The 24,900-nt window shown below is 65.6% G+C and carries 20 protein-coding genes; 10 read left to right on the plus strand and 10 right to left on the minus strand.

The genetic code is table 11. The features are described from left to right. Positions 1 to 59 precede the first annotated feature (59 nt). Complete coding sequence (locus LAQ74_RS05875; protein WP_224336008.1) at positions 60 to 1,226, plus strand: NAD(P)/FAD-dependent oxidoreductase; 1,167 nt, start codon at positions 60 to 62, stop codon at positions 1,224 to 1,226. A 96-nt stretch (positions 1,227 to 1,322) separates the two neighbouring features. On the opposite strand, the gene LAQ74_RS05880 is transcribed toward LAQ74_RS05875, so the two are convergent. Further along, on the minus strand, positions 1,323 to 1,856 hold the full coding sequence (locus LAQ74_RS05880; protein ID WP_224336011.1) for an Rrf2 family transcriptional regulator: 534 nt from the start codon (positions 1,854 to 1,856) through the stop codon (positions 1,323 to 1,325). Between the two features lie 204 nt (positions 1,857 to 2,060). Between LAQ74_RS05880 and LAQ74_RS05885 the strand changes: the two genes are divergently transcribed. After that, positions 2,061 to 2,978: an NAD-dependent epimerase/dehydratase family protein gene (locus LAQ74_RS05885; protein WP_224336013.1), complete on the plus strand. Its 918-nt coding sequence runs from the start codon at positions 2,061 to 2,063 to the stop codon at positions 2,976 to 2,978. A gap of 21 nt (positions 2,979 to 2,999) precedes the next feature. Here the strand turns inward: LAQ74_RS05885 and LAQ74_RS05890 are convergent, their stop codons facing one another. Further along, positions 3,000 to 4,448: a TIGR00341 family protein gene (locus LAQ74_RS05890; RefSeq protein WP_224336015.1), complete on the minus strand. Its 1,449-nt coding sequence runs from the start codon at positions 4,446 to 4,448 to the stop codon at positions 3,000 to 3,002. Positions 4,449 to 4,578: 130 nt separating this feature from the next. Here LAQ74_RS05890 and rocF point away from each other — a divergent pair, with 130 nt between their 5' ends. Then, on the plus strand, positions 4,579 to 5,487 hold the full coding sequence (rocF, locus tag LAQ74_RS05895) for an arginase (protein WP_224336017.1): 909 nt from the start codon (positions 4,579 to 4,581) through the stop codon (positions 5,485 to 5,487). A 109-nt stretch (positions 5,488 to 5,596) separates the two neighbouring features. Next, positions 5,597 to 6,970 carry a DUF389 domain-containing protein gene (locus LAQ74_RS05900; protein ID WP_224336019.1) on the plus strand — a complete coding sequence of 458 codons (1,374 nt, stop codon included), beginning with the start codon at positions 5,597 to 5,599 and terminating at the stop codon, positions 6,968 to 6,970. Here LAQ74_RS05900 and gyrA read toward each other — a convergent pair. Further along, positions 6,874 to 9,375, minus strand: coding sequence for a DNA gyrase subunit A (gene gyrA / locus LAQ74_RS05905; RefSeq protein WP_224336021.1), 2,502 nt, complete (start codon positions 9,373 to 9,375; stop codon positions 6,874 to 6,876). The two genes, LAQ74_RS05900 and gyrA, sit on opposite strands and share 97 nt — an antisense overlap. A gap of 22 nt (positions 9,376 to 9,397) precedes the next feature. Then, positions 9,398 to 11,314, minus strand: coding sequence for a DNA topoisomerase (ATP-hydrolyzing) subunit B (gene gyrB / locus LAQ74_RS05910; protein WP_224336023.1), 1,917 nt, complete (start codon positions 11,312 to 11,314; stop codon positions 9,398 to 9,400). Positions 11,315 to 11,772: 458 nt separating this feature from the next. On the opposite strand from gyrB, the gene LAQ74_RS05915 reads away from it, so the two are divergent. The 3 genes from LAQ74_RS05915 to LAQ74_RS05925 all read left to right on the plus strand — a co-directional run bounded on the left by LAQ74_RS05915 (position 11,773) and on the right by LAQ74_RS05925 (position 16,320). After that, the gene (locus LAQ74_RS05915) at positions 11,773 to 14,193 is read left to right on the plus strand and encodes a DNA topoisomerase VI subunit B (protein WP_224336026.1); all 2,421 of its coding nucleotides are present in this window, start codon (positions 11,773 to 11,775) and stop codon (positions 14,191 to 14,193) included. A 1-nt stretch (position 14,194) separates the two neighbouring features. Beyond that, positions 14,195 to 15,295 carry a DNA topoisomerase IV subunit A gene (locus LAQ74_RS05920; RefSeq protein WP_224336028.1) on the plus strand — a complete coding sequence of 367 codons (1,101 nt, stop codon included), beginning with the start codon at positions 14,195 to 14,197 and terminating at the stop codon, positions 15,293 to 15,295. Between the two features lie 116 nt (positions 15,296 to 15,411). Beyond that, on the plus strand, positions 15,412 to 16,320 hold the full coding sequence (locus LAQ74_RS05925; RefSeq protein ID WP_224336030.1) for a DMT family transporter: 909 nt from the start codon (positions 15,412 to 15,414) through the stop codon (positions 16,318 to 16,320). Positions 16,321 to 16,372: 52 nt separating this feature from the next. On the opposite strand, the gene LAQ74_RS05930 is transcribed toward LAQ74_RS05925, so the two are convergent. From LAQ74_RS05930 to ligA, 4 genes are all read right to left on the minus strand, one after another. Further along, complete coding sequence (locus LAQ74_RS05930) at positions 16,373 to 17,191, minus strand: zinc ribbon domain-containing protein (RefSeq protein WP_224336032.1); 819 nt, start codon at positions 17,189 to 17,191, stop codon at positions 16,373 to 16,375. Between the two features lie 51 nt (positions 17,192 to 17,242). Further along, on the minus strand, positions 17,243 to 18,079 hold the full coding sequence (locus LAQ74_RS05935) for an alpha/beta fold hydrolase (RefSeq protein ID WP_224336034.1): 837 nt from the start codon (positions 18,077 to 18,079) through the stop codon (positions 17,243 to 17,245). A gap of 6 nt (positions 18,080 to 18,085) precedes the next feature. Next, complete coding sequence (locus LAQ74_RS05940; protein ID WP_224336036.1) at positions 18,086 to 18,787, minus strand: MBL fold metallo-hydrolase; 702 nt, start codon at positions 18,785 to 18,787, stop codon at positions 18,086 to 18,088. A gap of 141 nt (positions 18,788 to 18,928) precedes the next feature. After that, positions 18,929 to 20,626: an ATP-dependent DNA ligase LigA gene (ligA, locus tag LAQ74_RS05945; protein WP_224336038.1), complete on the minus strand. Its 1,698-nt coding sequence runs from the start codon at positions 20,624 to 20,626 to the stop codon at positions 18,929 to 18,931. Positions 20,627 to 20,786: 160 nt separating this feature from the next. On the opposite strand from ligA, the gene LAQ74_RS05950 reads away from it, so the two are divergent. From LAQ74_RS05950 to LAQ74_RS20480, 3 genes are all read left to right on the plus strand, one after another. Beyond that, entirely contained in the window at positions 20,787 to 21,560 is a 774-nt protein-coding gene (locus LAQ74_RS05950; protein WP_224336040.1) for an FxLYD domain-containing protein, read from the plus strand. A 48-nt stretch (positions 21,561 to 21,608) separates the two neighbouring features. Beyond that, positions 21,609 to 23,141 (plus strand): glutamate-cysteine ligase family protein, encoded by a 1,533-nt coding sequence (locus tag LAQ74_RS05955; protein WP_224336042.1) that lies wholly within the window; start codon positions 21,609 to 21,611, stop codon positions 23,139 to 23,141. A gap of 236 nt (positions 23,142 to 23,377) precedes the next feature. Further along, positions 23,378 to 23,695, plus strand: a complete 318-nt coding sequence (locus tag LAQ74_RS20480; RefSeq protein ID WP_317987385.1) for a redoxin domain-containing protein — start codon at positions 23,378 to 23,380, stop codon at positions 23,693 to 23,695. Positions 23,696 to 23,706: 11 nt separating this feature from the next. On the opposite strand, the gene psmB is transcribed toward LAQ74_RS20480, so the two are convergent. Both psmB and LAQ74_RS05970 read right to left on the minus strand, forming a co-directional pair. Beyond that, on the minus strand, positions 23,707 to 24,432 hold the full coding sequence (gene psmB / locus LAQ74_RS05965; RefSeq protein ID WP_224336044.1) for an archaeal proteasome endopeptidase complex subunit beta: 726 nt from the start codon (positions 24,430 to 24,432) through the stop codon (positions 23,707 to 23,709). A gap of 152 nt (positions 24,433 to 24,584) precedes the next feature. Further along, positions 24,585 to 24,761 carry a hypothetical protein gene (locus LAQ74_RS05970; RefSeq protein ID WP_224336046.1) on the minus strand — a complete coding sequence of 59 codons (177 nt, stop codon included), beginning with the start codon at positions 24,759 to 24,761 and terminating at the stop codon, positions 24,585 to 24,587. Between the last annotated feature and the right edge of the window lie 139 nt (positions 24,762 to 24,900).

Below are 24,900 nucleotides of genomic sequence, written 5' to 3' on the forward strand. Positions count from 1 at the left end.
GCCTACGGGACCGTTCTCGTTCCAAAGCCCCTTTATCTCATGGCATCACAAATTGACGCATGACTCAGAAGGTCGTCGTTCTCGGTGCCGGGTACGCCGGTGCCGGCGCGGTGAAAGCGTTCGAAGACGAGATTGAAGACAGCGAAGCCGAACTCACGTGGATTTCGGAGCGCGACTACCACCTCGTCCTCCACGAGGTCCACCGGGTCATCCGCGACCCGAGCGTCGAGTCGAAAGTCGCCGTCCCCATCGACGACATCAAATCGCCCGAGACGAACTTCGTGAAGGGCCACGTCGAGAACGTCGACATCGACGAACGCGTCGTCGAACTCGACGACGACCGGAGCGTCGAGTACGACTACCTGCTCGTGGCGCTCGGCAGCGACACCGCCTTCTACGGCATCGAGGGACTCGAAGAGTTCTCACTCACGCTCAAGAGCCTCGACGACGCCCGCGAGATTCACGAAGAAGTGAAGGCCGCCGCCGAGGACGCCTCGCGCAGCGAACCCGCACAGGTCATCGTCGGTGGCGCTGGTCTCTCCGGCATCCAGGCGGCGGGCGAAATCGCCGAGTTCCGCGACAAGCACCGCGCGCCCATCGACATCAAAATCGTCGAAGGACTCGACGAGGTGTTTCCCGGTAACGACCCCGAACTGCAGGGTGCGCTCCGCAAACGCCTCGACATCCAGGACATCGAGGTCATGACCGGCGAGTTCATCTCGAAGGTCGACGAGGAAGCCATCTACGTCGGCGACGAGACCGAACTCGACTACGACGTGTTCATCTGGACCGGCGGCATCACCGGCCAGAAGGAAGTCGCCGAGGCGAAGATAGACAAAGACGAGCGTTCGAACCGCATCTTCGCGGGGTCGGACTTCTCGACGAGCGACGAACGCGTCTTCGCCATCGGCGACTCGGCGCTCGTCGACCAGGGCAACGACAACGTCGCCCCGCCGACTGCGCAGTCGGCGTGGCAGGCGGCCGAAGTCGCCGGCGAGAACCTCGCCCGCACGATTCGCGGTCAGCCGTTGAAGACGTGGACGCACAAGGACAAGGGGACGCTCGTCTCCGTCGGCGAGATGGCCGTCGCCCACGGCGTCCAGGGTGTACCCATGCAGACGTTCGGCGGCCCCGGCGCGAAGTTCCTCAAGAAAGCGGTCGCGACGCGATGGATCGCCGACATCTCGTCGGCCAAGCGCGCCGTCACCGCCTGGGACGACATGTAGGCGACGGCCGCCTCGGGCGGCCGCGTCGGCGAAGTCACGACTCGAAGCGCCTCCGAGAGAGCAAAAAGCCGCGAGATGCTGTGTTCCCCGAATCAGCTAGTGTTCTGGCTCCTCCGCGGGGGCGACCATATCGTCGATGCGGAGGATGAGGATGTTGCTCGTGTCGTCCTTTCCGTCGACGGTTCCCTCGACGACGAGTTTCGACAGCGGCGTCGGGCCGACGGTGACGCTGTCACCCTCGTGGAAGTCGCGGACCGACCCCTGCAGGTGAATCTCCGCGCGACAGAGCTCCGGGTGGTGGACGCTGGAGAGGTCTATCTCCTCGACGTTGGCGTTCTCGACGCGCTCGCCCTCGTGGAACAGCGGGACCGTCGCGGGTTCGTCCATCTCCTGGACGTCGAGCGCTTCGTAGGCGTTCGCCGTCGGCTTGTAGCCGCCTTTCGGTCCCGGGACGCCCTCGACCAACTGCAGCGCCTTCAGGCTCTGCATCTGGTTACGGATGGTGCCCGGATTTCGGTTTACTTCCTCGGCGATATCCTCGCCCTTTACTGCGTCCTCGGCCTGACGGTATAGGTTTATCAGGGCCGTGAGTATCTGTTTCTGACTCGGGGTGAGCTCGATAGACGACATAAACGAACGTTCGCAATTGATGTTCTTAAATTCGACGGATAGCCGGTTTTTTAGTGATTATTATGGCGATGCTGTCAGCAGCGTAACTGTCTCTTTCGCGAATGTCTGTTAGATGACGTTCGGTCGTCCGTTTCGCCGCAGAACGTTCAGTTTCGCGTGAGAGTGACCGGTAGGCCTTTACCGACGCCTCTGGCGCGTACACGTATGCAGAACCAGCGAGTTCTCGTTACCGGCGGGGCCGGATTCATCGGATCGAACCTCGCGAACCACCTCGCCGGCGACAACGACGTGGTGGCCGTCGACGACCTGTATCTCGGAACGCCCGAGAACCTCTCCGACGACGTAAAGTTCGTCGAAGCGAGCGTCCTCGACGACGACCTCCCGACCGACGTCGACGCGGTGTTTCACCTCGCGGCGCTCTCGTCGTACGCGATGCACGAGGAGAACCCCCGACGCGGCGCGCGCGTCAACGTCGAAGGGTTCGTCAACACCGTCGACCAGGCCCGACAGGACGGCTGTAACACCGTCGTCTACGCGTCGACCTCCTCCATCTACGGCAGTCGAACTGACCCGTCGCCCGAATCGATGGACGTCGAGGCGCGAACCGGCTACGAGGCGTCGAAACTCGCCCGCGAGCGCTACGCGGAGTACTTCCACAACCACTACGAGATGTCGCTCGCAGGGATGCGATTCTTCTCGGTGTACCAGGGCTTCGGCGGCGCGGAGGAACACAAAGGACAGTACGCCAACACCGTCGCCCAGTTCGCCCACGAGATCGCCAACGGTGAGCGACCCGAACTGTTCGGCGACGGTTCGCAGACACGCGACTTCACCCACGTCGACGACATCGTCCGGGGCCTCGAACTCGCCGCCGACCGCCGGTTGCAGGGTATCTACAACCTCGGCACCGGCGAGAGCTACGACTTCAACGAGATGGTGGCGATGATAAACGACGTGCTCGGAACCGACGTCGAACCGAAGTACGTCGAGAACCCCCTCGAAATCTACGTCCACGACACGATGGCCGACGCCTCGAAGATGCGCGAGGAGACCGGCTGGGAGCCGAAAATCGACTTCGAAGAGGGCGTTCGCCGCGTCTGCGCGCCGTATCTCGACGAGTGAACGCGCCGTCGACGCCGACGACTAGACGGAGAGCGACGTGGGGGTGGGCGAGGAGACAGCGGGGGACGCGCCGGAGGGCGACGGAAGGGAGGCTGACGAATCGGACGCGGACGGTTCGCGGGCGTCGAGTCGCGTCGGGTCACCCAGCGAGTTTCCGACGCGCTGACCCTCTCGGAACTCGACGGAGACGGCGACGTTACGCCCCGTCTCCCGTCGAATTTGTTCGCGGAGCGTCTCCGCGAGGTCCGGATACGACTCGTCGGCCGGCCGCATCACGACGACAGTCACCTCCGGCGTCTGCCCGAAGTAGCGAGACATCCCCACCTCGGTCTGCATCGACGTGAGTTCGAGGTCGCTGTACTGGTCGTCCGCCATCACCTGCTCGACGGCGGTGTTCACGTCGTTGTCGAACCCGATCTGGCCGACGAGTAGCCCGCCCGCACCGACGAAGATACTCCCGAGAAGCACTAGTGCGACCGCGGCCCCCAGATACTGCGAGCGGTCGTTCGGTTCGGTAGTGGACTCGCCGTTGTTGACCTCGCGGGTGTTCTCGGTCCACGAGTCGGGGCGGTAGCCGAAGTACCAGAGCACGAGAAACGCCGAGACGTTGACCGCCACCGCGTTGGCGACGAGGAGGACGCCCGCGCCGAGGTAGACGCTCGGCAGTCCCCACGCCAACCCGATACCGATAGCCGCCGCCGCCGGAATGAGCGCCGCGGCGATCATGACGCCGACGAGCGAGACGGGTAGTGCCGTCGCGAGACCGAACGCGCCGGCGGCCCCCGCACAGAGGCCGACGAGAAGCGAGAGCAGTCCGGGAGAGATTCGCTTACTTATCTGACTGACCGTCGAGACGTCGAGGACCGAGGTGACTATCTGACCGGACTGCAGGAGCAGTCCGAGCACGAACGCGCCGAGAATCGCCGCGCCGAAGCCGAAGAACTGCTGGGCGAACCCGATACGAATCATGCGGCGGTCGTTCAGCGAGATGCCGACGCCCGCGATGAGCGCCGACCCGACCTGCGGCGCGATGACCATCGCCCCGACGACGACGGCCGGCGAGTCCATGAGTAGGCCCGCCGCCGCGACGATGGCGCTGAACATCGTCATCGAGTAGTACGTGAGGTTGCTCCGGTGCATGTCGAGCGCCTTCGCGCGAATCTCCTCGCGCGCGACGGCGTCGTCCTCTTCGACGCCGGCGACGAACCGCTCTTCGAGTTCGTGGTAGTTGCGGGTTTTCGCCGTTTCGGCGCTGGCGATGACGGTGTACTTCTTGTCGTTGACGCCCGCGTCGCGGAGTTCGTCGATGACGTAGCCGACCGCCTGCGTCGGCAGCGGGAACTCCACGAGAACGTCGTTTTTGTGCTCCGTCGCGTCCTTCGTGACGACGAAGTCGATGTTCTCGGCCTCCAGAACGTCGACGACGCTCTGTTTGGTGTCCTCGCTCACGAGGAGCTTGATGAGCCGCATCTACCCCATCGACACGCGTATTCGCCTTGAGCGTGGCGGACTATCGCATTCGACGAAACGTTCTGGTCGCCTCCTCGTCACGACAACCGTGAATCGGAATCACTACCCGTTCGGTCACGAACGTTCGGGTATGACTCGTACGGTCCGAATTATCGGAGCACCGACCGACTACGGGGCGAACCGACGCGGCGTCGACATGGGACCGTCGGCGATTCGCTACGCCGGACTCGCCGAGCAACTGGTGAACGCGGGCGTCGTCCCCGAGGACGCGGGCGACCTACCGGTTCCCCGCGCCGAAGAACGCGACCCGGAGGCGAACCAACCGTCCGAAGGGCACGCGAAGTTCCTCCGCGAGACCGAGGAAGTCTCGATCCGCCTCGCCGACGACGTCGCGGCGGCGCTCGCCGACGACGTGACGCCGCTGGTTCTCGGCGGCGACCACTCCGTCGCCATCGGGTCGCTGGCCGGCTCCGCACGCGATGCCGACATCGGCGCTATCTGGTTCGACGCCCACGGCGACCTCAACACGCCGACGACGTCGCCGAGCGGCAACGTCCACGGGATGCCGCTGGCGGCCGGACTCGGCGTCGCCGACTTCGGCGGCATGGAGTGGGCCAACGCCCCCGGACTCCGGCCCGAGAACGTCGCGCTCGTCGGTCTCCGAAGCCTCGACGACGCCGAGCGAGAACTCATCCGCAACAGCGACCTCACCGCCTTCAGCATGTCCGACATCGACGAACGCGGCATCACCGACGTCGTCGACGACGCGCTCGACGTGGTGACCGAGGGCACCGACGGCGTTCACGTGAGCCTCGATTTGGACTGGCTCGACCCCAAGGAAGCCCCCGGCGTCGGGACGCCCGTCCGCGGCGGTGTCAGCTACCGCGAGGCGCACTCGGCGCTGGAGACGGTCGCCCAGTCGGGGGCGCTTCGGTCGCTCGAAGTCGTCGAGGTGAATCCCATTCTCGACGAACACAACGAGACGGCGGCGCTGGCGACGGAACTGGCCGCGAGTGCGCTCGGCAAGACGATTCTGTAGGCGGCGGAGTCACCCGACAACGGCGCGACGAGTCCCTCTGCGCGGTCGAGCGGAACTGGCTTGGAAGTACAAGGTCTGCGCTTTTTCGTATACTTCCTGTACGTCTCCCGTGCGCGTCATTCATCTGTTCGTCTCGGCGGACGAACGAGAGCAAGTCAGCGAGACGCTGTCCGAGCTGGACGTCGACTACGCTGTAACCAGCGACGGCGGAGCGGACAGCCACGCGATGTACCAGTTTCCGATCCCCGCCGACGGTGTCCGCGACATCCTCGCCCGCCTTCACGATTCGGGAGTCCACGAAGAGAACTACACCGTCATCAGCGACGCGGAGGCCGCCCTGACGCCGAACGTCGATAAACTGCAGGAGCGCTACGCGCAGGACTTCACCCCTCTCTCGTCGTTCAGCCTCCGCGCGAAGGCACGGTCGCTCAGCCGTGACACGTACTCGTTCGTCTGGATGATTTTCCTCAGCGCCGTCATCGCCACCGCCGGTCTGCTCATCGACTCGCCGGCCGTCGTCGTCGGCGCGATGGTCATCGCGCCGTTCGTCGGTCCCATCCTCACCACCGGCGTCGGGGCGACGACCGAGGACTGGCGGATGGCCATCGACGGCCTCTGGCTGCAGGTGCTCGGAATCGTGGTGAGCGTGGTCGGTTCGGCGGTCACGGCGTACACGTTCAAATCACTCGCTCTCGTCCCGGCGACGCTCGCGCCGGCGAGCATCGAACTCATCACCCTCCGACTCGCGCCGAGCGCCGTCGCCGTCGTCGTCGGACTGGCCGCCGGAGCCGCGGCGACGTTCGGCATCACCACCGAGGGACCACTATCGCTCATCGGCGTGATGATCGCGGCGGCGCTCATCCCCGCCGCGGGCGTCGTGGGCATCGGTATCGCCTGGGCGACTCCCGTCATCGCCGTCGGGACGCTGTTGCTCCTCGCCGTCACGGTGCTCGCCATCAACGTCGCAATGTTCGTCACGCTGTGGGTGATGGACTACCGCCCGACCCGCTCGGGACTCGCCGATTACGTTTCCGGCGACCGGATGAACACCCTCGTCGTCACAGTCGCGGCGATCGCCCTCGTCGTCTCCGTCGGCGTCGTCACCGCCGCCACCGCCCAGCAGGTCGGCTACCAGCGGACGGTGAACGAGCAGGTCCAGGAGGTGCTCGGGCAGGACCGGTACAGCGATCTGCAGGCGACGAGCGTCACCGTGCAGTACGCCTACCCCGTCGGCTTCACCGACCGCGAGACGGTGACGGTCACGGTCTCGCGAACGGCCGACCGCTCCTACCCGTCGCTGCCGAGTGATCTACAGCAACAGATACGCGCGGCGACGGACCAAAATCCCGTCGTCCGCGTCCGGTTCGTCGACTACGCGCAGACGAACTACTCGTCGTCGACGTCGCCCGCTAACTCGTCGGCCACCGCTTCCACGTCGTCACCGACGCTCGTGGCCGGAATCACGTCGACGGCGGCGACGTAGTCGCCGTCGGTCAAGTCCATCACGATGACGCCCATCGTGTTGCGGCCGTACTTCGAGATGTCGTCGACGCGGGTGCGCATTATCTGGCCGTCCTCGCTCATGACGAGCAGGTGGTCGCCGGAGGCGACGGCGTCGATCGCGCAGACGGTCCCGTTGCGGTCGTTGGTCTTGATGTCGATGAGACCCTTGCCATTTCTCGACTGCTTGCGGTAGTCTTCGAGGTCGCTGCGCTTGCCGTAGCCGTTCTGCGTCACCGTCAGGAGCCAGTCGTGTTGGCCCGGGTCGACGGCGGCGACGCCCGCGACGACGTCGCCGTCGGTCAGTTGGATGCCGCGGACACCGCGGGCGCTGCGGCCCATCGCGCGGACCTCGTCCTCGTCGAAGCGGATGCTCATGCCGCCCTCGGTGGCGATGACCAAATCCCGCTCGCCGTCCGTCACCTCGACGTCGGTGAGTTCGTCGCCGTCTTCGAGGCGAATCGCCCGGATGCCCGTCGAGAGGATGTTCGCGAAGTCGTCGACGGCGGTCCGCTTGGCGTAGCCGTCGCGGGTGACCATCGTGAGGAACTCGTCGTCGTCCATCTCGTCGGTGTTGACGACGGCCGTGATCTCCTCGTTCTCGTCGAGGTCGAGGAGATTGACCGCCGACTTCCCGCGGGCGGTCCGGCTCATCTCCGGTATCTGGTAGGTCTTCAGCTGATAGACCTGCCCGTGGGTGGTGAAGACGAGCAGGTAGTCGTGGGTGTTCGCGAAGAAAACGGAGGAAACGCGGTCTCCCTCCTTGAGGTCTGTCCCGATGACACCCTTCCCGCCGCGGCCCTGCGCGCGGAACTCGGCGGCGGGCATCCGCTTGATGTAGTCGCCCTCGGAGACGACGACGACCATGTCCTCCTGCGGGATGAGGTCCTCGCGGGTGACGCTGCCGGTGTCCTCGATGAAGCTCGTCCGGCGCTCGTCGCCGTACTCCTCTTTCACCTCGCGGAGCTCGTCCTTGATGACGCCGAGCAGTTCGGACTCGTTGTCGAGAATCTCGTTGAGGCGGGCGATGGTCGCCTGCACCTCCTCGTACTCGTCTTCGATGGCCTCGGCCTCCATCGAGGTCAGCGAACCGAGTTGCATCGAGACGATGTGGTCGACCTGCGCCTCGGAGAAGTCGTAGACTTCCATCAGCGCTTCCTTCGCGTCGTCGCGGCTCTCGGAGTCGCGGATGAGGTCGACGACCTCCTCGACGTGTTCGAGCGCGGTCAGTCGCCCTTCGAGGATGTGCGCGCGGTCCTCGGCCTCTTCGAGGTCGTACTCGCTGCGGCGACGCACGACCTCGCGGCGGTGTCTGATGTACTCTTCGAGCGTCTCCTTGAGGGTGAGAACCCCTGGTTCGCCGTCGACCAGCGCGAGGTTGATGACGCCGAACGTCGTTTCGAGGTGGTGTTCGAGCAGTTGGTTTTTGACGACTTCCGGGATGGCGTCGCGCTTCAGTTCGACGACGACGCGAATCCCGTCGCGGTCGGACTCGTCGCGCAGGTCGCGGACGCCCTCTATCTTCCCCTCGTTGACGTTGTCGGCGATGCGCTCGACGAGCCGCGCCTTGTTCTGCTGGAACGGCAGTTCCGTGATGACGATGCGCTCGTCGTCTTCGACCTCGAACTCCGCGCGGACGCGGATGCGGCCGCGACCCGTCTTGTACGCCTGGTGAACCGTGTTCCGGCCGACGATGTTCGCGCCCGTCGGGAAATCCGGCCCCTTCACGAACTCCATGAGGTCTTCGACGGTGCAGTCGGGGTTGTCGATGAGGTGGACCGTCGCGTCGATGACCTCGCCGAGGTTGTGCGGCGGGATGTTGGTGGACATCCCGACGGCGATACCCGACGATCCGTTCACGAGCAGGTTCGGGAACGCCGACGGGAGGACGTCGGGCTCCTGCAGGCGGTCGTCGTAGTTCGCGCGGTAGTCGACGGTGTCCTTCTCAATGTCGGCGAGCAGTTCCTCGGCGATGGCGGACATGCGCGCCTCCGTGTACCGCATCGCCGCCGGCGGGTCGCCGTCGACGGAGCCGAAGTTGCCCTGGCCGTCGACGAGCGGGTAGCGCATCGAGAAGTCCTGTGCCATCCGCGCGAGCGCGTCGTAGATCGCCGAGTCGCCGTGGGGATGGTAGTCACCCATCGTCTCGCCGACGATGGAGGAGCTCTTTCGATGGCTGGAGCGCGAGGTGACGCCCGCCTCGTGCATCGCGTAGAGGATGCGGCGGTGGACGGGTTTGAGTCCGTCGCGGACGTCCGGGAGCGCGCGTCCGGCGATGACCGACATCGCGTAGTCGATGTACGACTGCTCCATCTCGTCTTCGATGCGTGCGGTCTGGACGCTCGCGGCCTCCGCGTTCACGTCCGGGTCGGGGAATTCTGAACTCATATGTTAGAGTAGATGTGTTTGTTTAGATGTCCACCCACTCGGCGTCGGTGGCGTGTTCCTTGATGAACTGTTTCCGCGGTTCGACGGCGTCGCCCATCAGCACGTTGAACATGCGGTCTGCTTGGGCGGCGTCTTCGATGGTTATCTGCTTGAGGATGCGGTTGTCGGGGTCCATCGTCGTCTCCCACAGTTGCTCGGGGTTCATCTCGCCGAGCCCCTTGAACCGCTGGATGCGCGTCGGATTGCCGTTGCACTTCTCCTCGATGATGCGCTCGCGTTCTTCCTCCGTCATCGCGTCGTACGTCTCGCCGCGGTAGCGGATGCGGTACAGCGGTGGCTGTGCCGCGTAGACGTAGCCCGCCTCCAGAAGCGGCTTCATGTGGCGGTACAGAAGCGTCAACAGCAGCGTCCGGATGTGCGCGCCGTCGACGTCGGCGTCGGTCATCAGGATGACCTTGTGGTAGCGAGCGTTCTCGATGTCGAACTCCTCGCCGATACCCGCGCCGATGGCCGTGATGAGCGCGCGCACCTCGTTGTTCTCCAGAATCCGGTCCAGCCGGTGTTTTTCGACGTTGAGAATCTTCCCGCGGAGCGGGAGAATCGCCTGATTGTGCCGGTCGCGGCCCTGCTTCGCACTGCCGCCCGCGGAGTCGCCCTCCACGAGGAACAGTTCGGACTCGCTGGGCTCGCGCGTCTGGCAGTCGGCGAGTTTGCCGGGGAGCGCCGTCGATTCGAGCGCGCTCTTGCGGCGCGTCAGTTCCTCGGCCTTCTTGGCGGCCTTTCGCGCTTTCGCTGCTTCGGCGGCTTTGCGGATTATCGCCTGTGCCGTGGCCGGGTTCTCCTCGAAGTACGTCGAGAGGCGTTTGTGCGTCGCGCTCTCGACGATACCGCGGACTTCGGAGTTGCCCAACTTGGTCTTGGTCTGGCCCTCGAACTGCGGGTCTGGGTGCTTGATCGAGATGACCGCGGTGAGCCCTTCGCGGACGTCCTCGCCGCGGAGGTTGTCGTCCAAGTCGTCGATGAGCCCCTGCTGGTTCGCGTAGTCGTTGACGACGCGGGTGAGCGCAGTCTTGAACCCGGTCAGGTGTGTGCCGCCCTCGCGGGTGTTGATGTTGTTGGCGAAGGCGTGGATGGAGCCCTGCAGTTCGTCGGTCGCCTGCATGGCGAGTTCGACCTGGATGTTCTGGTCCTCGTCGTCGAAGTACACGACGTCGTCGTGGAGCGCGGTCTTCGTCTCGTTGAGGTACTCGACGAACTCGCGGATGCCGCCGTCGTAGTAGAACGTCTCCGAGTCGCCCGAGCGCTCGTCGGTGAGCGTGATCTCGACGCCGGAGTTCAGGAAGGCGAGTTCGCGGAGGCGGGTGGCGAGCGTCGAGAAGTCGAACTCCGTCGTCTCGAAGATGTCGGAGTCGGGCCAGAACTGAATCGTCGTTCCGGTGGTCTCGTCGGCTTCGAGGTCGCGGACGCGCTCGAACTCGCCTTCCTCGGGTTCGCCGTGGTCGAAGCGGTGGCGGAAGACGCCGCCGTCGCGCTTGATCTCGACCTCCAGCGAGTGCGAGAGCGCGTTGACGACGGAGACGCCGACGCCGTGCAGTCCGCCGGAGACCTGGTAGGATTTGTTGTCGAACTTCCCGCCGGCGTGGAGGACGGTCATGATGACCTCGACCGCCGGACGCTCGTACTGTTCGTGGGTGTCGACCGGGATGCCCCGGCCGTTATCGGAGACGGAGACGGAGTTGTCCTCGTGAATCGTCACCTCGATGGTGTCACAGTGGCCTGCGAGGGCCTCGTCGATGGAGTTGTCGACGACTTCGTAGACGAGATGATGCAGTCCACGAACGTCTGTAGAACCGATGTACATCGCCGGACGTTTCCGGACGGCTTGCAGGCCCTCGAGGACCTGGATCTGCCCGGCGCCGTACTCGCTGTCTTGGGACATAGAATCTATCTCAGCTAAGATACCGCCCTCCTTAAAGCCCTCGCACGCGCGGGCGCGCAAACACCAAATGAACCACAGAGGCTGAATCAACCCCTGAGTTCGGACACGCAGTTCCTCGACGGGGCGTCTCCATTCGTCGCCTCCGCGTCGGGTTCGACGCGTCGATACGGATGGTCGCCCTCGAATCGTTTTCGGGTGAGAGGATGCTCGAAACGCCCGCATCTCTCGGGCGTTCGAAGTGGTCTCACGTAGGCCCGTAGAGGGGTGTTTCGACCACCGAACCCCTGGGGGTGGACCCGTGACGACCGGACTCTTCGGGAATTGTACTACTCTCACGAACGTGAGTGTTTACGAGAGCAACATTTGTGTGTGTGTGAACGCCTCCCTCACCGCGCTTTTCACTTTCACCCCGGTCCCGAACACGTTTTAAGCGTCCCGTTGATATCAGCGTTCACAGAATGACCTCGTTTCAGTCGACACTCGGCGACGAGGCGGGAATCGCCGACGAGCTGGCCGAGAACCAGCGGGCGATCTCCATCGCCGAGTTCTTCGAGAAGAACAAACACATGCTCGGCTTCGACAGCGGGGCCAGAGGGCTGGTCACCGCCGTCAAGGAGGCCGTCGACAACGCCCTCGACGCCACCGAAGAAGCCGAAATCGCCCCCGATATCTACGTCGAAATCGCCGAAGCCGGCGACTACTACCGCCTCGTCGTCGAGGACAACGGCCCGGGCATCACCAAAGAGCAGGTCCCGAAGGTGTTCGGGAAACTGCTCTACGGCTCTCGGTTCCACGCCCGCGAACAGTCGCGCGGGCAGCAGGGTATCGGTATCTCCGCGGCCGTCCTCTACTCGCAGTTGACGAGCGGGAAACCCGCCAAAATCACCTCCAGAACCCAAGGCAACGCCGAGGCGCAGTACTTCGAACTCGTCGTCGACACCGACAAGAACGACCCCGAGATTCGCGAATCCCGCGAGACGTCGTGGGACCGCCCGCACGGCACGCGCATCGAACTGGAGATGGAGGCGAACATGCGCGCGCGCCAGCAACTGCACGACTACATCAAGCACACGGCGGTCGTCAACCCCCACGCGCGCTTCGAACTCCGTGAACCGGGACTCGACGCGCCCCTCAAATTCGAGCGCGCGACCGACCAACTGCCCGCCAAGACCGAGGAGATTCGTCCGCACCCCCACGGCGTCGAACTCGGGACGCTCCTGAAGATGCTCGGTGCGACGGACTCGTACTCGATTTCGGGCTTCCTCCAGGAGGAGTTCACCCGCGTCGGGCAGAAAACGGCGAGGAAAGTGCTGGACAACTTCCGTGACAACCACTTCGGCCGCGAGATGTCGTGGCCCGCCGTCGCCGACGCCGACGAACTCGAAGCCGCCATCGCCGACGCCGTCTCCGGAAAGGGTCCGGAGGCGACGGCGCAGTTCGCCGGCGGCGTCGCCGACGTGCTGACCTCCCGCGAGCGGACGAGTCACCACGAACTCGTCGGTATCGTCGACAACGTCGCCGAGACGGTGGCGGAGGAGACCGGTAAGACGTTCGGGAAGACGGTGCGAGAGAACGCCGTCGACGCCGCGTGGGCCGAACTGAGGCGCCACGAGGAGACCGAGGAGGGCACCGAGTCGGCGCTGACACCCACCCTCCACGCCGCCGTCGACTCCGCGACGAGCACCCAGAAGGACGACGCGACGGTCCACGGCCTCGCCGAACGCCTCGCCCGCAAGTTCGCCGCACTCGACGACGACAGACACCGCCTCTCGCTGAAAGAACTTCGAACGCTCGTCGACGGCGCGGCCGACGCCACCGTCGAGTACGACGACGCGACTATCGGCGCGAAGGCCCGCGAAAACATTACTGAGGCGCTCTGGTCGTCGATGCGAACCGTCCCCGACGACGCGCCGCCGGTGCGCGAGGTCGCCGACGACCGCGACGCCGCGAGCGACCTGCTCGAAGCGATGCGCGTCACCGACATCCTCGCGCCGCCGACGGAGTGTCTCTCACCCATCACCGCCGAACTCGTCGAAGCCGGGCTCCGAAAGGAGTACGACGCCGACTTCTACGCGGCGGCGACGCGCGACGCGGAGGTCCACGGCGGCGACCCGTTCATCGTCGAGGCCGGTATCGCCTACGGCGGCGAACTCGCCGCCGAGGGACGCGTCGACCTGCTGCGCTTCGCCAACCGCGTCCCGCTGGTCTACCAGCGGGGAGCGTGCGCGACGACGGACGTGGTCAAGGGTATCGGCTGGCGTAACTACGGACTGGACCAGCCCGGCGGCAGCGGGATGCCGAACGGCCCCGCGGTCATCATGGTCCACGTCGCGTCGACGAACGTCCCCTTCACGAGCGAGTCGAAGGACGCGCTGGCGAACATCCCGGCCATCGAAGACGAGATAGAACTCGCCATCCGCGAGGCCGCCCGCGAACTGAAATCGTACCTGAAGAAACGCCGCTCGATGCAGCAGCGCCGGCAGAAACAGAACGTCCTCGGGAAGATTCTGCCCGAGATGGCCGACAAAGTGTCGGAGGTGACGGGACGAGAACGCCCGAACATCGACGGCGCGATGGCTCGAATCATGAACAACGTGAGCGTCGAACGCCGCGTCGACGGCGACGAGGTGACGCTCAGCGTCCGCAACTACTCCGACCGAAGCGAAGAGTTGGATATCACCGACATCGTCTCGGTCGAACCGGAGGGGCTCAACGGCGAGGCGAGCGTCGTCGACTTGGACGACGAGTGGTTCGTCCAGTGGAAGCCGTCCGTCCCCTCGGGCGAGACGGCGACGCTCACGTACACGGTCGGTTCGGATGCATCGTTCGAGATCAACGTCGACGGCGTCGAAGCGGAACGACTCACGGTGAACGCATAATATGAGTTCAGACACGGAGATACAAGACGAGAAAGCCCGCGAGCGTCTCATCGACCTCGCGGCGGAGTTCTACGACCAGTTCGCCGGCGGGCAGATTCCGGAGATGCAACTGCCCACCCGGACGAAGAGCAACATCGAGTACGACGAGGACAGCCACGTCTGGGTGTACGGCGACCGAACCAGCACCCGCAGCGCCAACAGCGTCCGCGGCGCGCGGAAACTGCTCAAAGCCGTCTACACCATCGACTTCCTCGCCCAGCAGTTGGCGGAAGACCGCTCGTCGACCCTGCGTGAGTTGTACTACCTCTCGGAGTCGTGGGATTCGGAGGAAGCGGGCTTCAACGACCAGGACGAGTCGAACCAGCTGGTCGAGGACCTCGAGATCGTCTCGAAGGTCACCCGCGAGGACTTCCACATGCGCCCCGAGGAGTCGGGGGCGACGCTGATGGGGCCGCTGCGCATCCGCGAGCAGACGCGGAGAGGAGAGCGCGAGATCCACTGTCAGGAGGACGTCGGTGAAGGCGGCTACCAGATTCCGAACAACCCCGACACCATCGAGTTTCTCGACCACGACATCGAGTTCGTCCTCTGCGTGGAGACCGGTGGGATGCGCGACCGACTCGTCGAGAATGGCTTCGACGAGGACCACGGCGCGATGGTCGTCCACCTCAAAGGTCAACCCGCCCGCGCGACGCGGCGCATCACGAAGCGGCTGCACGACGAACTCGACTTGCCCGTCGTGGTGTTTACTGACGGCGACCCGTGGTCGTACCGCATCTACGGCTCCGTCGCCTACGGCTCGATCAAGTCCGCGCACCTCTCGGAGTATCTGGCGACACCCGAAGCCGACTTCGTCGGCATCCAACCGCAGGACATCGTCGACTACGACCTGCCGACGGACCCGCTCTCGGACTCGGACACCAACGCGCTCGAAAGCGAGTTGGACGACCCGCGGTTCCAGACGGAGTACTGGACCGAGCAGATAGAACTCCAACTCGACATCGGCAAGAAGGCCGAACAGCAGGCGCTCGCGTCGCGGGGGCTGGACTTCGTCACCGACACCTACCTCCCCGAGCGACTCGGCGAGATGGGCGTCCTGTGAGCGGGTAGTGCCGGGGCGAAACGTCAGTTCGCCCCAGTACGAAAACGTATCGAGAAAGCGACACACCGACGCTGTATCGGTAGACGCTTCTGTCGACTCACACGAACTGTGAACCGATGCGTTCACGCAGCGACCGGGACCGACGCGCCGAAACCGTCGGCGTGGGGCTGGTGCTCTTCTCCGCGTTCGGGTTCGGCACGCTGGCGGTTCTCGGGGAGTTCGCCTTCGCCGCCGGGCTGAACGTCCCGTCGGTGCTCGCGCTGCGCTTCGCGCTGGCGACGCTTCTCGTCTGGGTCGTCCTCGCCGCGCGTCGCCGTCGAACCGACGCCCCCGGCCGACTCCGACTCCGCGGTCGACTCCTCGTCGTCGCGATTGCGCTCGGCCTCGTGGGGTACACGGGCCAGAGCGCGCTGTTCTTCTGGGGGCTCGAATATCTCACCGCGGGCGTGACGACGCTCGTGCTCTACACGTACCCGGCGTTCGTGCTCGTCCTCTCGGCGCTGTTTCTCGGCGAACCGCTGACGCGGCGACGACTCGTCGCCCTCCCGCTCGTGCTCGGCGGGGTGACGCTCGTCGCGGGCGTCGACCCGGCCGGTGTCTCGACAGTCGGGGTCGCCATCGTCCTCGGGTCGGCGGTGGTCTACTCGGGCTACATCGTCGTCAGTCGAGTCGCGCTCGACGACACCGACGGCCTCCTGCTTGCGGGCTACGTCCTCCCGGCGGCCGCGGTGTCCTTCGTCACCTACGGAACGGTCACCGACACGCTGGCGCTGCCCGCGACGACGGCCGGGTGGCTGACGGTCGTCGGCATCGCCGTGCTCGCGACCGTCGTCCCGGTCGTGACGTTCTTCGGCGGGATCCGGCGCATCGGAGCCTCCCGTGCCGGCCTCGTGAGCACGGTCGAACCCATCGTCGCCGTCGTCCTCGGAGTGCTGTTGCTAAACGAACCGCTCCCGCCGGCGACGTTCGTCGGTGGCGCGCTCGTCCTCGTCGGCGTCTGGCTCATCCACGCGGAGTCGAGGTGAGGGAACGATAGCGTCGAAAAGCAGTCACAGCGCGTCGAGGCGGAGTGACCGTTCAGGTCGCCTCGCGAAGTTCGTCCAGTTCGCGCTCGACGCTCTCGGGGGCGGAGTCGTCGACCGCACACCGGCGACAGTAGCTGTTCGACCCCTCTTCGTGGGTTTTCACCGGAAACCCGGCGAGGTAGGTCTTCTCGGCGAACGTCCGCGTCACGCCGTCGCGGGCGCTCCGGCCGCAGACGACACAGCGCTCGCTCCCGTCGGCGGCTTCGGTGTCGATGCGTCGTTCCCGACCGAACGTCGTCAGCGACTGCTCTTTGTTCAACCGGCGCTGTACCGGGGGGAACAGGAGGAGTCCGGCGAGGAGAAACATCACGCCGACCACGAGCGTGCCGACGCTGAACGTGCCGCTCGCGAACACCGCGAACGAGAGGAACACGAGGAGTACACCCGCGACGACGCCGCCCACCGTCGCGAGGTCGGCGCCGTCATTCGAGCGACTCTTCGACCGGCCGTCGACCCATCGCTCGGTGCCGTCGGCTCGCAGCTCCGCCCGCGACGCCCCGGGCGAGTAGCGGTACCACGCGTAGACGGCGTTGCCGACGCCGCCGGTGACGAGAAACAGGAGCACGTGGACCGGAATCGACCCGAATCCGCGTTTCTTGACGACCACGCGGTCGCCGTAATCCTGTTCGATCTCCCAGCCGTGGACGGTGTACTCGCGGACTCGCTCGCGGAACGGCGAGAGCGTCGAGCCTGCGTCCGACGCGGCCGAGGAGGAGACTGCCGTGCCGCACTGTGAGCAGAACGACGCCCTCGCGGAGAGGGAGGCTCCGCAGTCCGAACAGAAGTTCGGGGTCGACGATTCGAGGACCATACGCGAAATTCGACGCTCACACGACAAGTAACTCACGTGAAGGGGGCCGCCTCAGTCGAGTCTCGCCATCGGTTCAGTCCGACCGCCGAGAAACGCTCGCACCGTCGCGTCGACCGAGGCCCTCCGCTCTTCGAACGCGCCGTGGCCGACGCCGCCGAGTACCGCGACGCGCGCGTTCGGGATTCCGGCCGCGGTTTCCCGCAGTATCTCCTCCGGGTAGAAGTGGTCGTGCGCGCCGCCGAGGACGAGTGTCGGGGCTTCGATGTCGACGAGTCGCCGCCGCGCGTCGTGTTCCAGAGCCGCCCGACAGGAGACGACCACGTCGGACCCGACGACGGGTTGGGGGCGCACCGTCCGGTCGAGTACGCCCAGGATGGGCGGGTAGAGCATCGACCGGTAACCGGAGTACGTCACGGCGACGGCGTCGAACTGTATCTCGCGCCACTCGTCCCGCTCGCCCCACGAGAGCCACCGGCCGAGCGTCTCGGCTCCCGATTGCCCGACGTAGCAGCCACAGGACCCGAGGACGAGCCGTCGCGTCAACTCCGGGGAGTCGGCGGCGAACTGCTGGGCGACGAGTCCACCGAGCGAGCGACCCAGGATAGAGGCGGAACCGATCTCTCGGAGCGCCTCCGCGTAGTCGGCGGCCATGTCGCGCGTCGTGTGCCCCGCCGGGAGTCCGCGCGGGCGACTGAGCACCCAGACGGTGTACTCGTCGGTGAACTCGCGGAAGCGCCGCGCGAGATACTCACCGACGAGACGCGAGGAGTCACGTCCCCAGAGCGCGTCGCGAAATCCCGGAAAGACGACGAGCCGTCGCGGACCGTCGCCGACTCGGTAGTACGGCAGACGCCCGTCGAGATGGCCGTAGTCGATGCGCGTTCTCATCCGCGGTCACCGCTCGTCGAGGACGACCGGAACGCCGCGCGAGGCGACGTTGGCGGCGAAGGCGCGCGAGTCGGTCTCCAGCGCCTCGAACGTGTCGTAGTGAATCGGGAGGACGAGGTCCGGGTCGAGCGTCTCCGCGAGTTCGGCCGCCTCCTCGCGGTCCATCGTGAACGCCCCGCCGATGGGCGGCAGGAACAAAGACACCTCCAGTTGTTCGTGCCCCTCCAGCACGTCGGAGTCGCCCGGCCAGAACACCGTCCGGCCGCCGACCGAGAGCAGGTAGCCGACACCGAACCCCTCCGGATGGTAGGGTTCGCCGTTCTCGCGGGTGTGGGGACCGCCGGGTTCGTTGTACGCCGGGAGCGTCCACACGTCCGCGCCGTCGGCCGAGAAGCGGTCCTCCTGTCCGAGCGTCACCACCTCGTAGTCGAGTCGGTCGAGCGGCGTCACGTCGCGGTCGGTGTCGTCGACGTCGATGCCGCCGTAGGCGACGACCGTCGCGTCCGGTTTGGCGACGCGTTCGATGCCGTCGGAGTCGTAATGGTGGATGTGCGTGACGCAGACGAGGTCCCCGTCCTTCGCATCGTACTCGTCGAGGACGCCGTACCGTCCGGGGTCGAGATAGGCGACGAACCCTTCGGGCGTCTCGATTCTGACCGTCGCGTAACCGAACCAGTCGACGGAGAGTCCGTCGTGTCGAATCGTCATACGCTGAGGTTGCGGGCTAGTGAGATAAAATTCAGCCGTCCTCGCAGGCGCTGTGAACGGTCGCCCGTTCTCCGCTCCCGGTTGAGACAGCGTCCAGCGCAGTCCGCCGTCCAGTCGTCCTCGAGTCGGCGGCTGCGACCGCTACGGCGACTCGGCCAATCGCTCGACTCGGGAGAGCGAGTCCGCGCTCTCCGGCGTCTTGTCCTCACGAACCGAGAGAAACCGCGGGAACCGAAGCGCGTAGCCGGAGGAGTACGTCGGCGAGGTCTGAATCTCCTCGTAACCGACCTCGAACACCGTCGAGGGCCGAAGGTCCACTTCCCGACCCTCTTGGGAGAGGATTTCCGGTTCGAGTCGATCGGTCAACTCGGCGAGTTTCTCGTCGGTGATTCCCGTCGCGACTTTGCCGATGGTCCGAAACCGCCCGTCTCCGCCGCCTTCGACGCGCGCCGAGAGCAGAAACGTCCCGAGGAACTGCGCGCGCCGACCCTCGCCCCACTCCGCGCCCGTGACGACCAGGTCCAGCGTCTCCACGTCGGGCTTTCGCTTCAGCCAGTGCTTTCCGCGTCGTCCCGGCGAGTACGTCGACTCGGGGTCCTTCAGCATGATTCCCTCGTGACCCGCGTCGAGGGCGTCGGCCTCGAAGGCCGCTATCTCGTCGGCGTCGTCCGAGCGAAGCAGCGTCGAGACGGCCGACTCGGTCGGTCCGTCCAACTCGTCGACCTCGTCGGCGTCGTCGACGAGGTCGGCGAGTCGCGCGTGCCGGTCGACGAGCGGTTCTTCGAGCAGGTCGTCGCCGTCGGCGTGCAGACAGTCGAACGCGTGGAGGCAGAGCGTCACCTCCTCGCGCATCCGCGCCACGTCGTGTTTACGCCGGAACCTGCGGAGCACTTCCTGAAACGGTAAGGGCTCACCCTCGTCGTCGACGGCGACGACCTCGCCGTCGAGAATCGCGGGGGCGGCGACCGACCGTTCGACGAACTCGACGATTTCGGGGAGCGCGTCGGTCACGTCCTCCATATTGCGCGAGAACACCGACACGCCGTCGGAATCGCGGTGTATCTGCACCCGCGCGCCGTCGTACTTCGTCTCGACGGCGGCCGTCTCCCACTCGTCGAGCGCGTCGGTGACGGTGCCCGCCTGCGCGAGCATCGCCTGCACGGGCCGGCCGACTTCGAGTCCCATCGCGTCCAAGCCGCCGACGCCGTCGCGGGCGATCTCCGCGACGTGACCGTAGTCGTTCGACACCTGTAGCGCGCGCTCGACGGCCTCGGTGGGTACCTCGAACGCCTCCGAGATGGCGTCTCTGACCGCGCCCTCGCCGACGCCGATGCGCATCTCCGAGAGGACGATGCGCGCGAGGTAGCGCGCCTCTCGCTGGCTCGTGCGGTTGAACAGGCCGAACAGCGTGTCGAGTTTCCGGTCTCGGCTGCCCGACCCTTCCGCCGCCGCGAGGATCCGCAGCGTCTCGTCCACCTCGGTGACGGTCAGGGCGGCGGTGCCGTCGGACCCGAACGCCGCCAACCCCCGTTGGCTGCCGAACTCGTAACTGGCGGCGACGGCCCCGATTTCGCCCACCTCCGCGAGTTTCGCCTCCACGTCCGCGGCGTCGACGTTCGGATCGGCGGCGCGGGCGATGGCCTCGTAACAAAGGTTCGGGCCGACGTCGAGCGTCGCCGAGCGCCACGCCGGAAACACGCGACCCTGGACGAACCGCACGACGACCGGCAGTTCGGACTCCGCCTCGCGGAACGTTTCAGCCAGAAGCGAGACAATTTCGAGGTCCGCCGACTCCGCCTCGATCGCTTCCATCCGGTCTGCGAACGCCGCAAACTCCATCGTGAAGCGGTACTCGCGTTCTCGGCTTAACTACCTCGTCTCGTCGGCTGTGGTGGCGAGGAGGGCGACGGGTCGCGAACGGAGTTTTATAATCCTCGATAAAATTCCGCCTCGAATGAAAGTAGGAGCGTTCTTATGCTGAACGCTCTTTACCTCACGTATGCATCGGAGGCGGTTCCTCGCGCTTTCGAGCGGTGCGCTCGTGGGAATCTGCGGCTGTGCGACGCAGGACACCCGGCCGGTCGACACGACCAGCGACGAGCCGACGGAGACCGAAGAGGGCGTCATCGACGTCCTCTCGGGCAACGATAGCGGCGGGACTGACGACGACGATGTCGACGACGACGACGACGCCCCCGACATCATTGTCTCCTCGCACGAGATCGTCACGACGGAGGAGCAATACCGAAAATCCGCGGCCGTACTGGCGGAGTTGAAGAACGTCGGTGCCTCCCCGTCGGGCGGCATTCGCGTGACCGCCCGCTTCTTCGACGACGAGGAGAATCCGCTCGACGTCGCCACCGAGTACCTCATCGGCCTCAATCCCGACGAGACGTGGAAGGCGTACATTCCGTACTACGACGACGGGTCGCACGTGGACTCACACGAACTCGAAGCGGCGTTCCAGGTCGAACCGCTCCCGCGCGTCCCGGATGGAATCGAGATACTGGAGAGCAGCCTCGACGCCGACGACGAGGAAGCGGAACTCAACGGGAGGGTGCGAAACGTCGGCGAGGAGCCGTTCGACTATCTCAAGGCCGAAGCGAAGTTCTACGCCGACGAGACGACGGTGCTCACCTCCAACTACGCGAGCACGAGCAACCTCGACGCGGAGTCCTCGTGGCCCTTCACCGTCACGTACCTCCCGTACGACGAAGAGTGGGCCAGCCCCATCACCGACTACGAGTTGCACGTCGTCGACAGCCCCTACTAATCGACCGAGGCCGTCGCACTTTTAGACGCGCCTCGCGCATGAGGCGGTATGGAGAAGACGTTCGCGGAACGCGTGTCGGAGGTACTCGACGTCGACACCGACGAGTTCCGTGCGCAGGCCGCGGCCGACGGCGAAGTCGTCAAAGAGGAGTTGGCGGCCGGGACGTTCGACAACCACCAGTCCATCGTCGGCTTCGAATACGAGTTCTACGCCGTCGCCGACGGTCGATGGGCGGAGTCGACCGACGACGTGAACGCCCTGATGCGCGTCCCGCGGCGATTGCTCGAACTGATGGGCTTCGAGAAGGAACTCGGCTTGCACAACGCCGAGATGTCGACGAGTCCCCAACCGCTCGGGCCGTACGGTATCCGCGCACAGGAGTCGGAGGTGCAGGCGCGACTCGCGGCGGCGCTCGACTGTACCGCCGCCGAGGGGATGCGCCTCGTCAGCGACGCGATGTGGACGATACCGCCCACCGGCGAGACGGCCCGAAGCTACCTCGCCGACAGCGTCGTCGACGACGACGTCCGCATCGCCACGAACATGAGCGACTCGCCTCGGTATCACGCGATGGCGAACACGGAGGAGTCCGCCGACTTCTTCGCCGTCGACGCGCCGAACGTCGACCTTCGCGCCGACACCGCGATGCCCGAGAGCCTCATCACCTCCATCCAACCGCACTACCAGGTCGCCCACGCCGACGACCTCCCCGTCTACCACAACTACGCGCTCCGCGTCGCCGGACCGCTTCTGGCGCTGGGCGTCAACTCGCCCTTTTTCCCGCCGGACCTCTACGAGGAGGGCGTCGACGCCGAGACGATTCTCGCCGACGCGTGGGACGAACACCGCATCGCCGTCTTCGAGTCCGTGCTGAACGACGACGGCGACGACAAGGTAGCGTTCCCCGAGGACCTCGACTCGGTCGAGGAGGCCGTCGACAGAGTCGTCGTCGACTCGACGCTCGTGCCGATGCCCGTCGAACCGGGTGGGCGATTCGACGACGCGTTCGCGACGCTGCGGACGAAACACGGCACCTACTGGCGCTGGGTTCGCCCGGTGTTCGACGGCCCGACGCGGTCGGCGGCGAACGCCCGCATCGAGTTCCGTCCGATTCCCGCCCAGCCCACAGTAAGAGATTCCATCGCCTTCCAGGCCGCCTTCGCTGGCCTGATGGAGGCGCTCCCGCGCCGGGAACACCCCGTCATCTCGCTCGACTGGGAGCTGGCGCGCGAGAACTTCACCGCGGCGACCCGGATGGGCCTCGACAGCGGACAGCGCTGGATTACGAACGACGGTCAGGAGACGACGAACCCCATCGAACTGTACGATGACTTGCTGGCGCACGCCCGCCACGGCCTCGAAGTCTCGGGCTTCTCGGAGACGGAGGCCGAGCGCTACATCGTGCCGCTTCGCTGGCGCGTCGACGCGATGGAGACGCCCGCGACGTGGAAGCGCCGCGAGGTCAGAAAGCGACTCGACGACGGCGCGTCGCTGGCGGAGGCGATCACGGGGATGCAGCGGGCGTACATCGAGGCACAGGAAGAGACGCTGCTGGAGGGAACGTTCGCCGACTGGGCGTAGAGCACCCCGAACCGAGCGGAACCGTGATTATCGGTCGACCCAACTGCGTGGTATGGTCGACATCGGAGACGAAGCCCCTGATTTCACCGTACCGAAAGCCGGCGGTGAGACGTACAACGATTTCGAGGAGTTCACGTTCTCCGACGCCGTCGCGGACGGACCGACCGTTCTCCGCGTTCTACCCGGCGGCGTTCACGAGTGGCTGTACCGAGGAGATGTGCGCTTTCCGGGACTCGATGGGACTGTTCGACGACCTCGACGCGCAGGTGTACGGCGTCAGCGTCGACCTCCCGTTCTCGCAGAACATCTGGATACAGCAGGAAGAACTGAACTTCCCGATGCTGTCGGACTGGCGTCACGCCGTCATCCGCGCCTACGACGTGGTACTCGACGACATGTACGGGATGATAGAGGCGGCCCAGCGCAGCGTGTTCGTCGTCGACACCGACGGCGTCGTGACGTACAGGTGGGTTCGTGACGGCGAGAACCCCGACTTCGACGAACTCGTCGCGGAGACGGGGAAGGCGGTCGAAAACGCTGCGTCGAACGAGTAACGTCCCGACGCTTACAGCAGCGCGTCGATGTCCTTGTGACGCTCGATGTCGACGCCCTCCTCGGTGACGACGGCGATGTTGATACCGTTGCCGGAGGCGAGGTCGCGTTCGACGGCGCTCTTGATGGCCCGCGTCGCGACGTTCTTCGCGTCGTCGAGCGAGAGGCTGTCGTCGTACTCCTGTTCGAGCACACCGAGGGCGTACTGCGAACCGGAACCGCTGACGGTGTACTCCTCTTCGGTGGTGCCGCCCGCGGGGTCGATGCTGTAGATGTGCGACCCGTCGGAGTCGACGCCGCCGAGGATGGGGCTGACGATGATGAAACCGCCAGAGCGCAGGAAGTTGCCGACGAGCGTCGACAGCGCGGTCATGCTCATCTCCTCGCCGCGGCGGGCCTCGTAGAGGCGCGTCTCCGCGCGCAGCGAGCGGATGAGCGACTGCGCGGCCGAGACGGACCCGGCGATGGTGAGCGCGCCCGTCGGGTGGATCTCCTCGACCTTCTGGACGTCCTTGCTCGCCACCATGTAGCCGGCGCTGGCGCGCATGTCGGTCGCGAGAACGACGCCCTCGTCGGTCTTGATGCCGACGGTCGTCGTTCCGGTTTTCATCTCTCCCTCTCGCGGTTCCGACGACTGCCCGGCGTTGGGAAACTCGCCGAGTTCCGGCCCGAACACGTTCGAACGGTCACCGTCGAGGGGACTGTCGCTCCCGGAGAAATCCGATGTCGGTGGTCGCATTACCTCCACTTGCGCGGCCGCGCAGATAAATGCACCTCTTCACTCGCTCGTTGCCGCCGTCGCGGCGGTCGATTTTCGCCCCCGAGAGAGTGCCGCCGCTGGGCGTGTGAGCGCGGAGAAACGGCGGCGTTCTCGGGGGATGGACTCGGGGATTACTCCGTCGCGGCGGCGTTCTCGTAGGCGGTGCCGACGGTTTCGACGAGGCGGCCGACCGGGAGACGGACGCCGAACTGCCGAACCACGAGCGTGAGTGGCAAGAGCGCGATGCCTAGCGCGAGCGTCAAGTGGTACAGGGCGAACAGGCTGATGCGGGACAGCGATTCGAACATTGCCTACTCCGGGCTCCACCATGGCCGTATATAAACTTTCTCGGTTCTCTCAGCCGCTGAAGTCGACGCCCGCTTGCGATTAATCTGTAGTTGTGTTCTCTGCAACCTCGGTGGATTAATTGGCAACCACGACTGAATC

Origin of the sequence: Haloprofundus halobius, from assembly GCF_020097835.1 — an archaeon.
Lineage (GTDB): Archaea > Halobacteriota > Halobacteria > Halobacteriales > Haloferacaceae > Haloprofundus > Haloprofundus halobius.

Coding starts and splice junctions, on each gene's coding strand:
- LAQ74_RS05875 (WP_224336008.1), top strand. CDS start 60: ATGACTCAGAAGGTCGTCGTTCTCGGTGCCGGGTACGCCGGTGCCGGC.
- LAQ74_RS05880 (WP_224336011.1), bottom strand. CDS start 1,856: ATGTCGTCTATCGAGCTCACCCCGAGTCAGAAACAGATACTCACGGCC.
- LAQ74_RS05885 (WP_224336013.1), top strand. CDS start 2,061: ATGCAGAACCAGCGAGTTCTCGTTACCGGCGGGGCCGGATTCATCGGA.
- LAQ74_RS05890 (WP_224336015.1), bottom strand. CDS start 4,448: ATGCGGCTCATCAAGCTCCTCGTGAGCGAGGACACCAAACAGAGCGTC.
- rocF (WP_224336017.1), top strand. CDS start 4,579: ATGACTCGTACGGTCCGAATTATCGGAGCACCGACCGACTACGGGGCG.
- gyrA (WP_224336021.1), bottom strand. CDS start 9,375: ATGAGTTCAGAATTCCCCGACCCGGACGTGAACGCGGAGGCCGCGAGC.
- gyrB (WP_224336023.1), bottom strand. CDS start 11,314: ATGTCCCAAGACAGCGAGTACGGCGCCGGGCAGATCCAGGTCCTCGAG.
- LAQ74_RS05915 (WP_224336026.1), top strand. CDS start 11,773: ATGACCTCGTTTCAGTCGACACTCGGCGACGAGGCGGGAATCGCCGAC.
- LAQ74_RS05920 (WP_224336028.1), top strand. CDS start 14,195: ATGAGTTCAGACACGGAGATACAAGACGAGAAAGCCCGCGAGCGTCTC.
- LAQ74_RS05925 (WP_224336030.1), top strand. CDS start 15,412: ATGCGTTCACGCAGCGACCGGGACCGACGCGCCGAAACCGTCGGCGTG.
- LAQ74_RS05930 (WP_224336032.1), bottom strand. CDS start 17,191: ATGGTCCTCGAATCGTCGACCCCGAACTTCTGTTCGGACTGCGGAGCC.
- LAQ74_RS05935 (WP_224336034.1), bottom strand. CDS start 18,079: ATGAGAACGCGCATCGACTACGGCCATCTCGACGGGCGTCTGCCGTAC.
- LAQ74_RS05940 (WP_224336036.1), bottom strand. CDS start 18,787: ATGACGATTCGACACGACGGACTCTCCGTCGACTGGTTCGGTTACGCG.
- ligA (WP_224336038.1), bottom strand. CDS start 20,626: ATGGAGTTTGCGGCGTTCGCAGACCGGATGGAAGCGATCGAGGCGGAG.
- LAQ74_RS05950 (WP_224336040.1), top strand. CDS start 20,787: ATGCATCGGAGGCGGTTCCTCGCGCTTTCGAGCGGTGCGCTCGTGGGA.
- LAQ74_RS05955 (WP_224336042.1), top strand. CDS start 21,609: ATGGAGAAGACGTTCGCGGAACGCGTGTCGGAGGTACTCGACGTCGAC.
- LAQ74_RS20480 (WP_317987385.1), top strand. CDS start 23,378: ATGGGACTGTTCGACGACCTCGACGCGCAGGTGTACGGCGTCAGCGTC.
- psmB (WP_224336044.1), bottom strand. CDS start 24,432: ATGCGACCACCGACATCGGATTTCTCCGGGAGCGACAGTCCCCTCGAC.
- LAQ74_RS05970 (WP_224336046.1), bottom strand. CDS start 24,761: ATGTTCGAATCGCTGTCCCGCATCAGCCTGTTCGCCCTGTACCACTTG.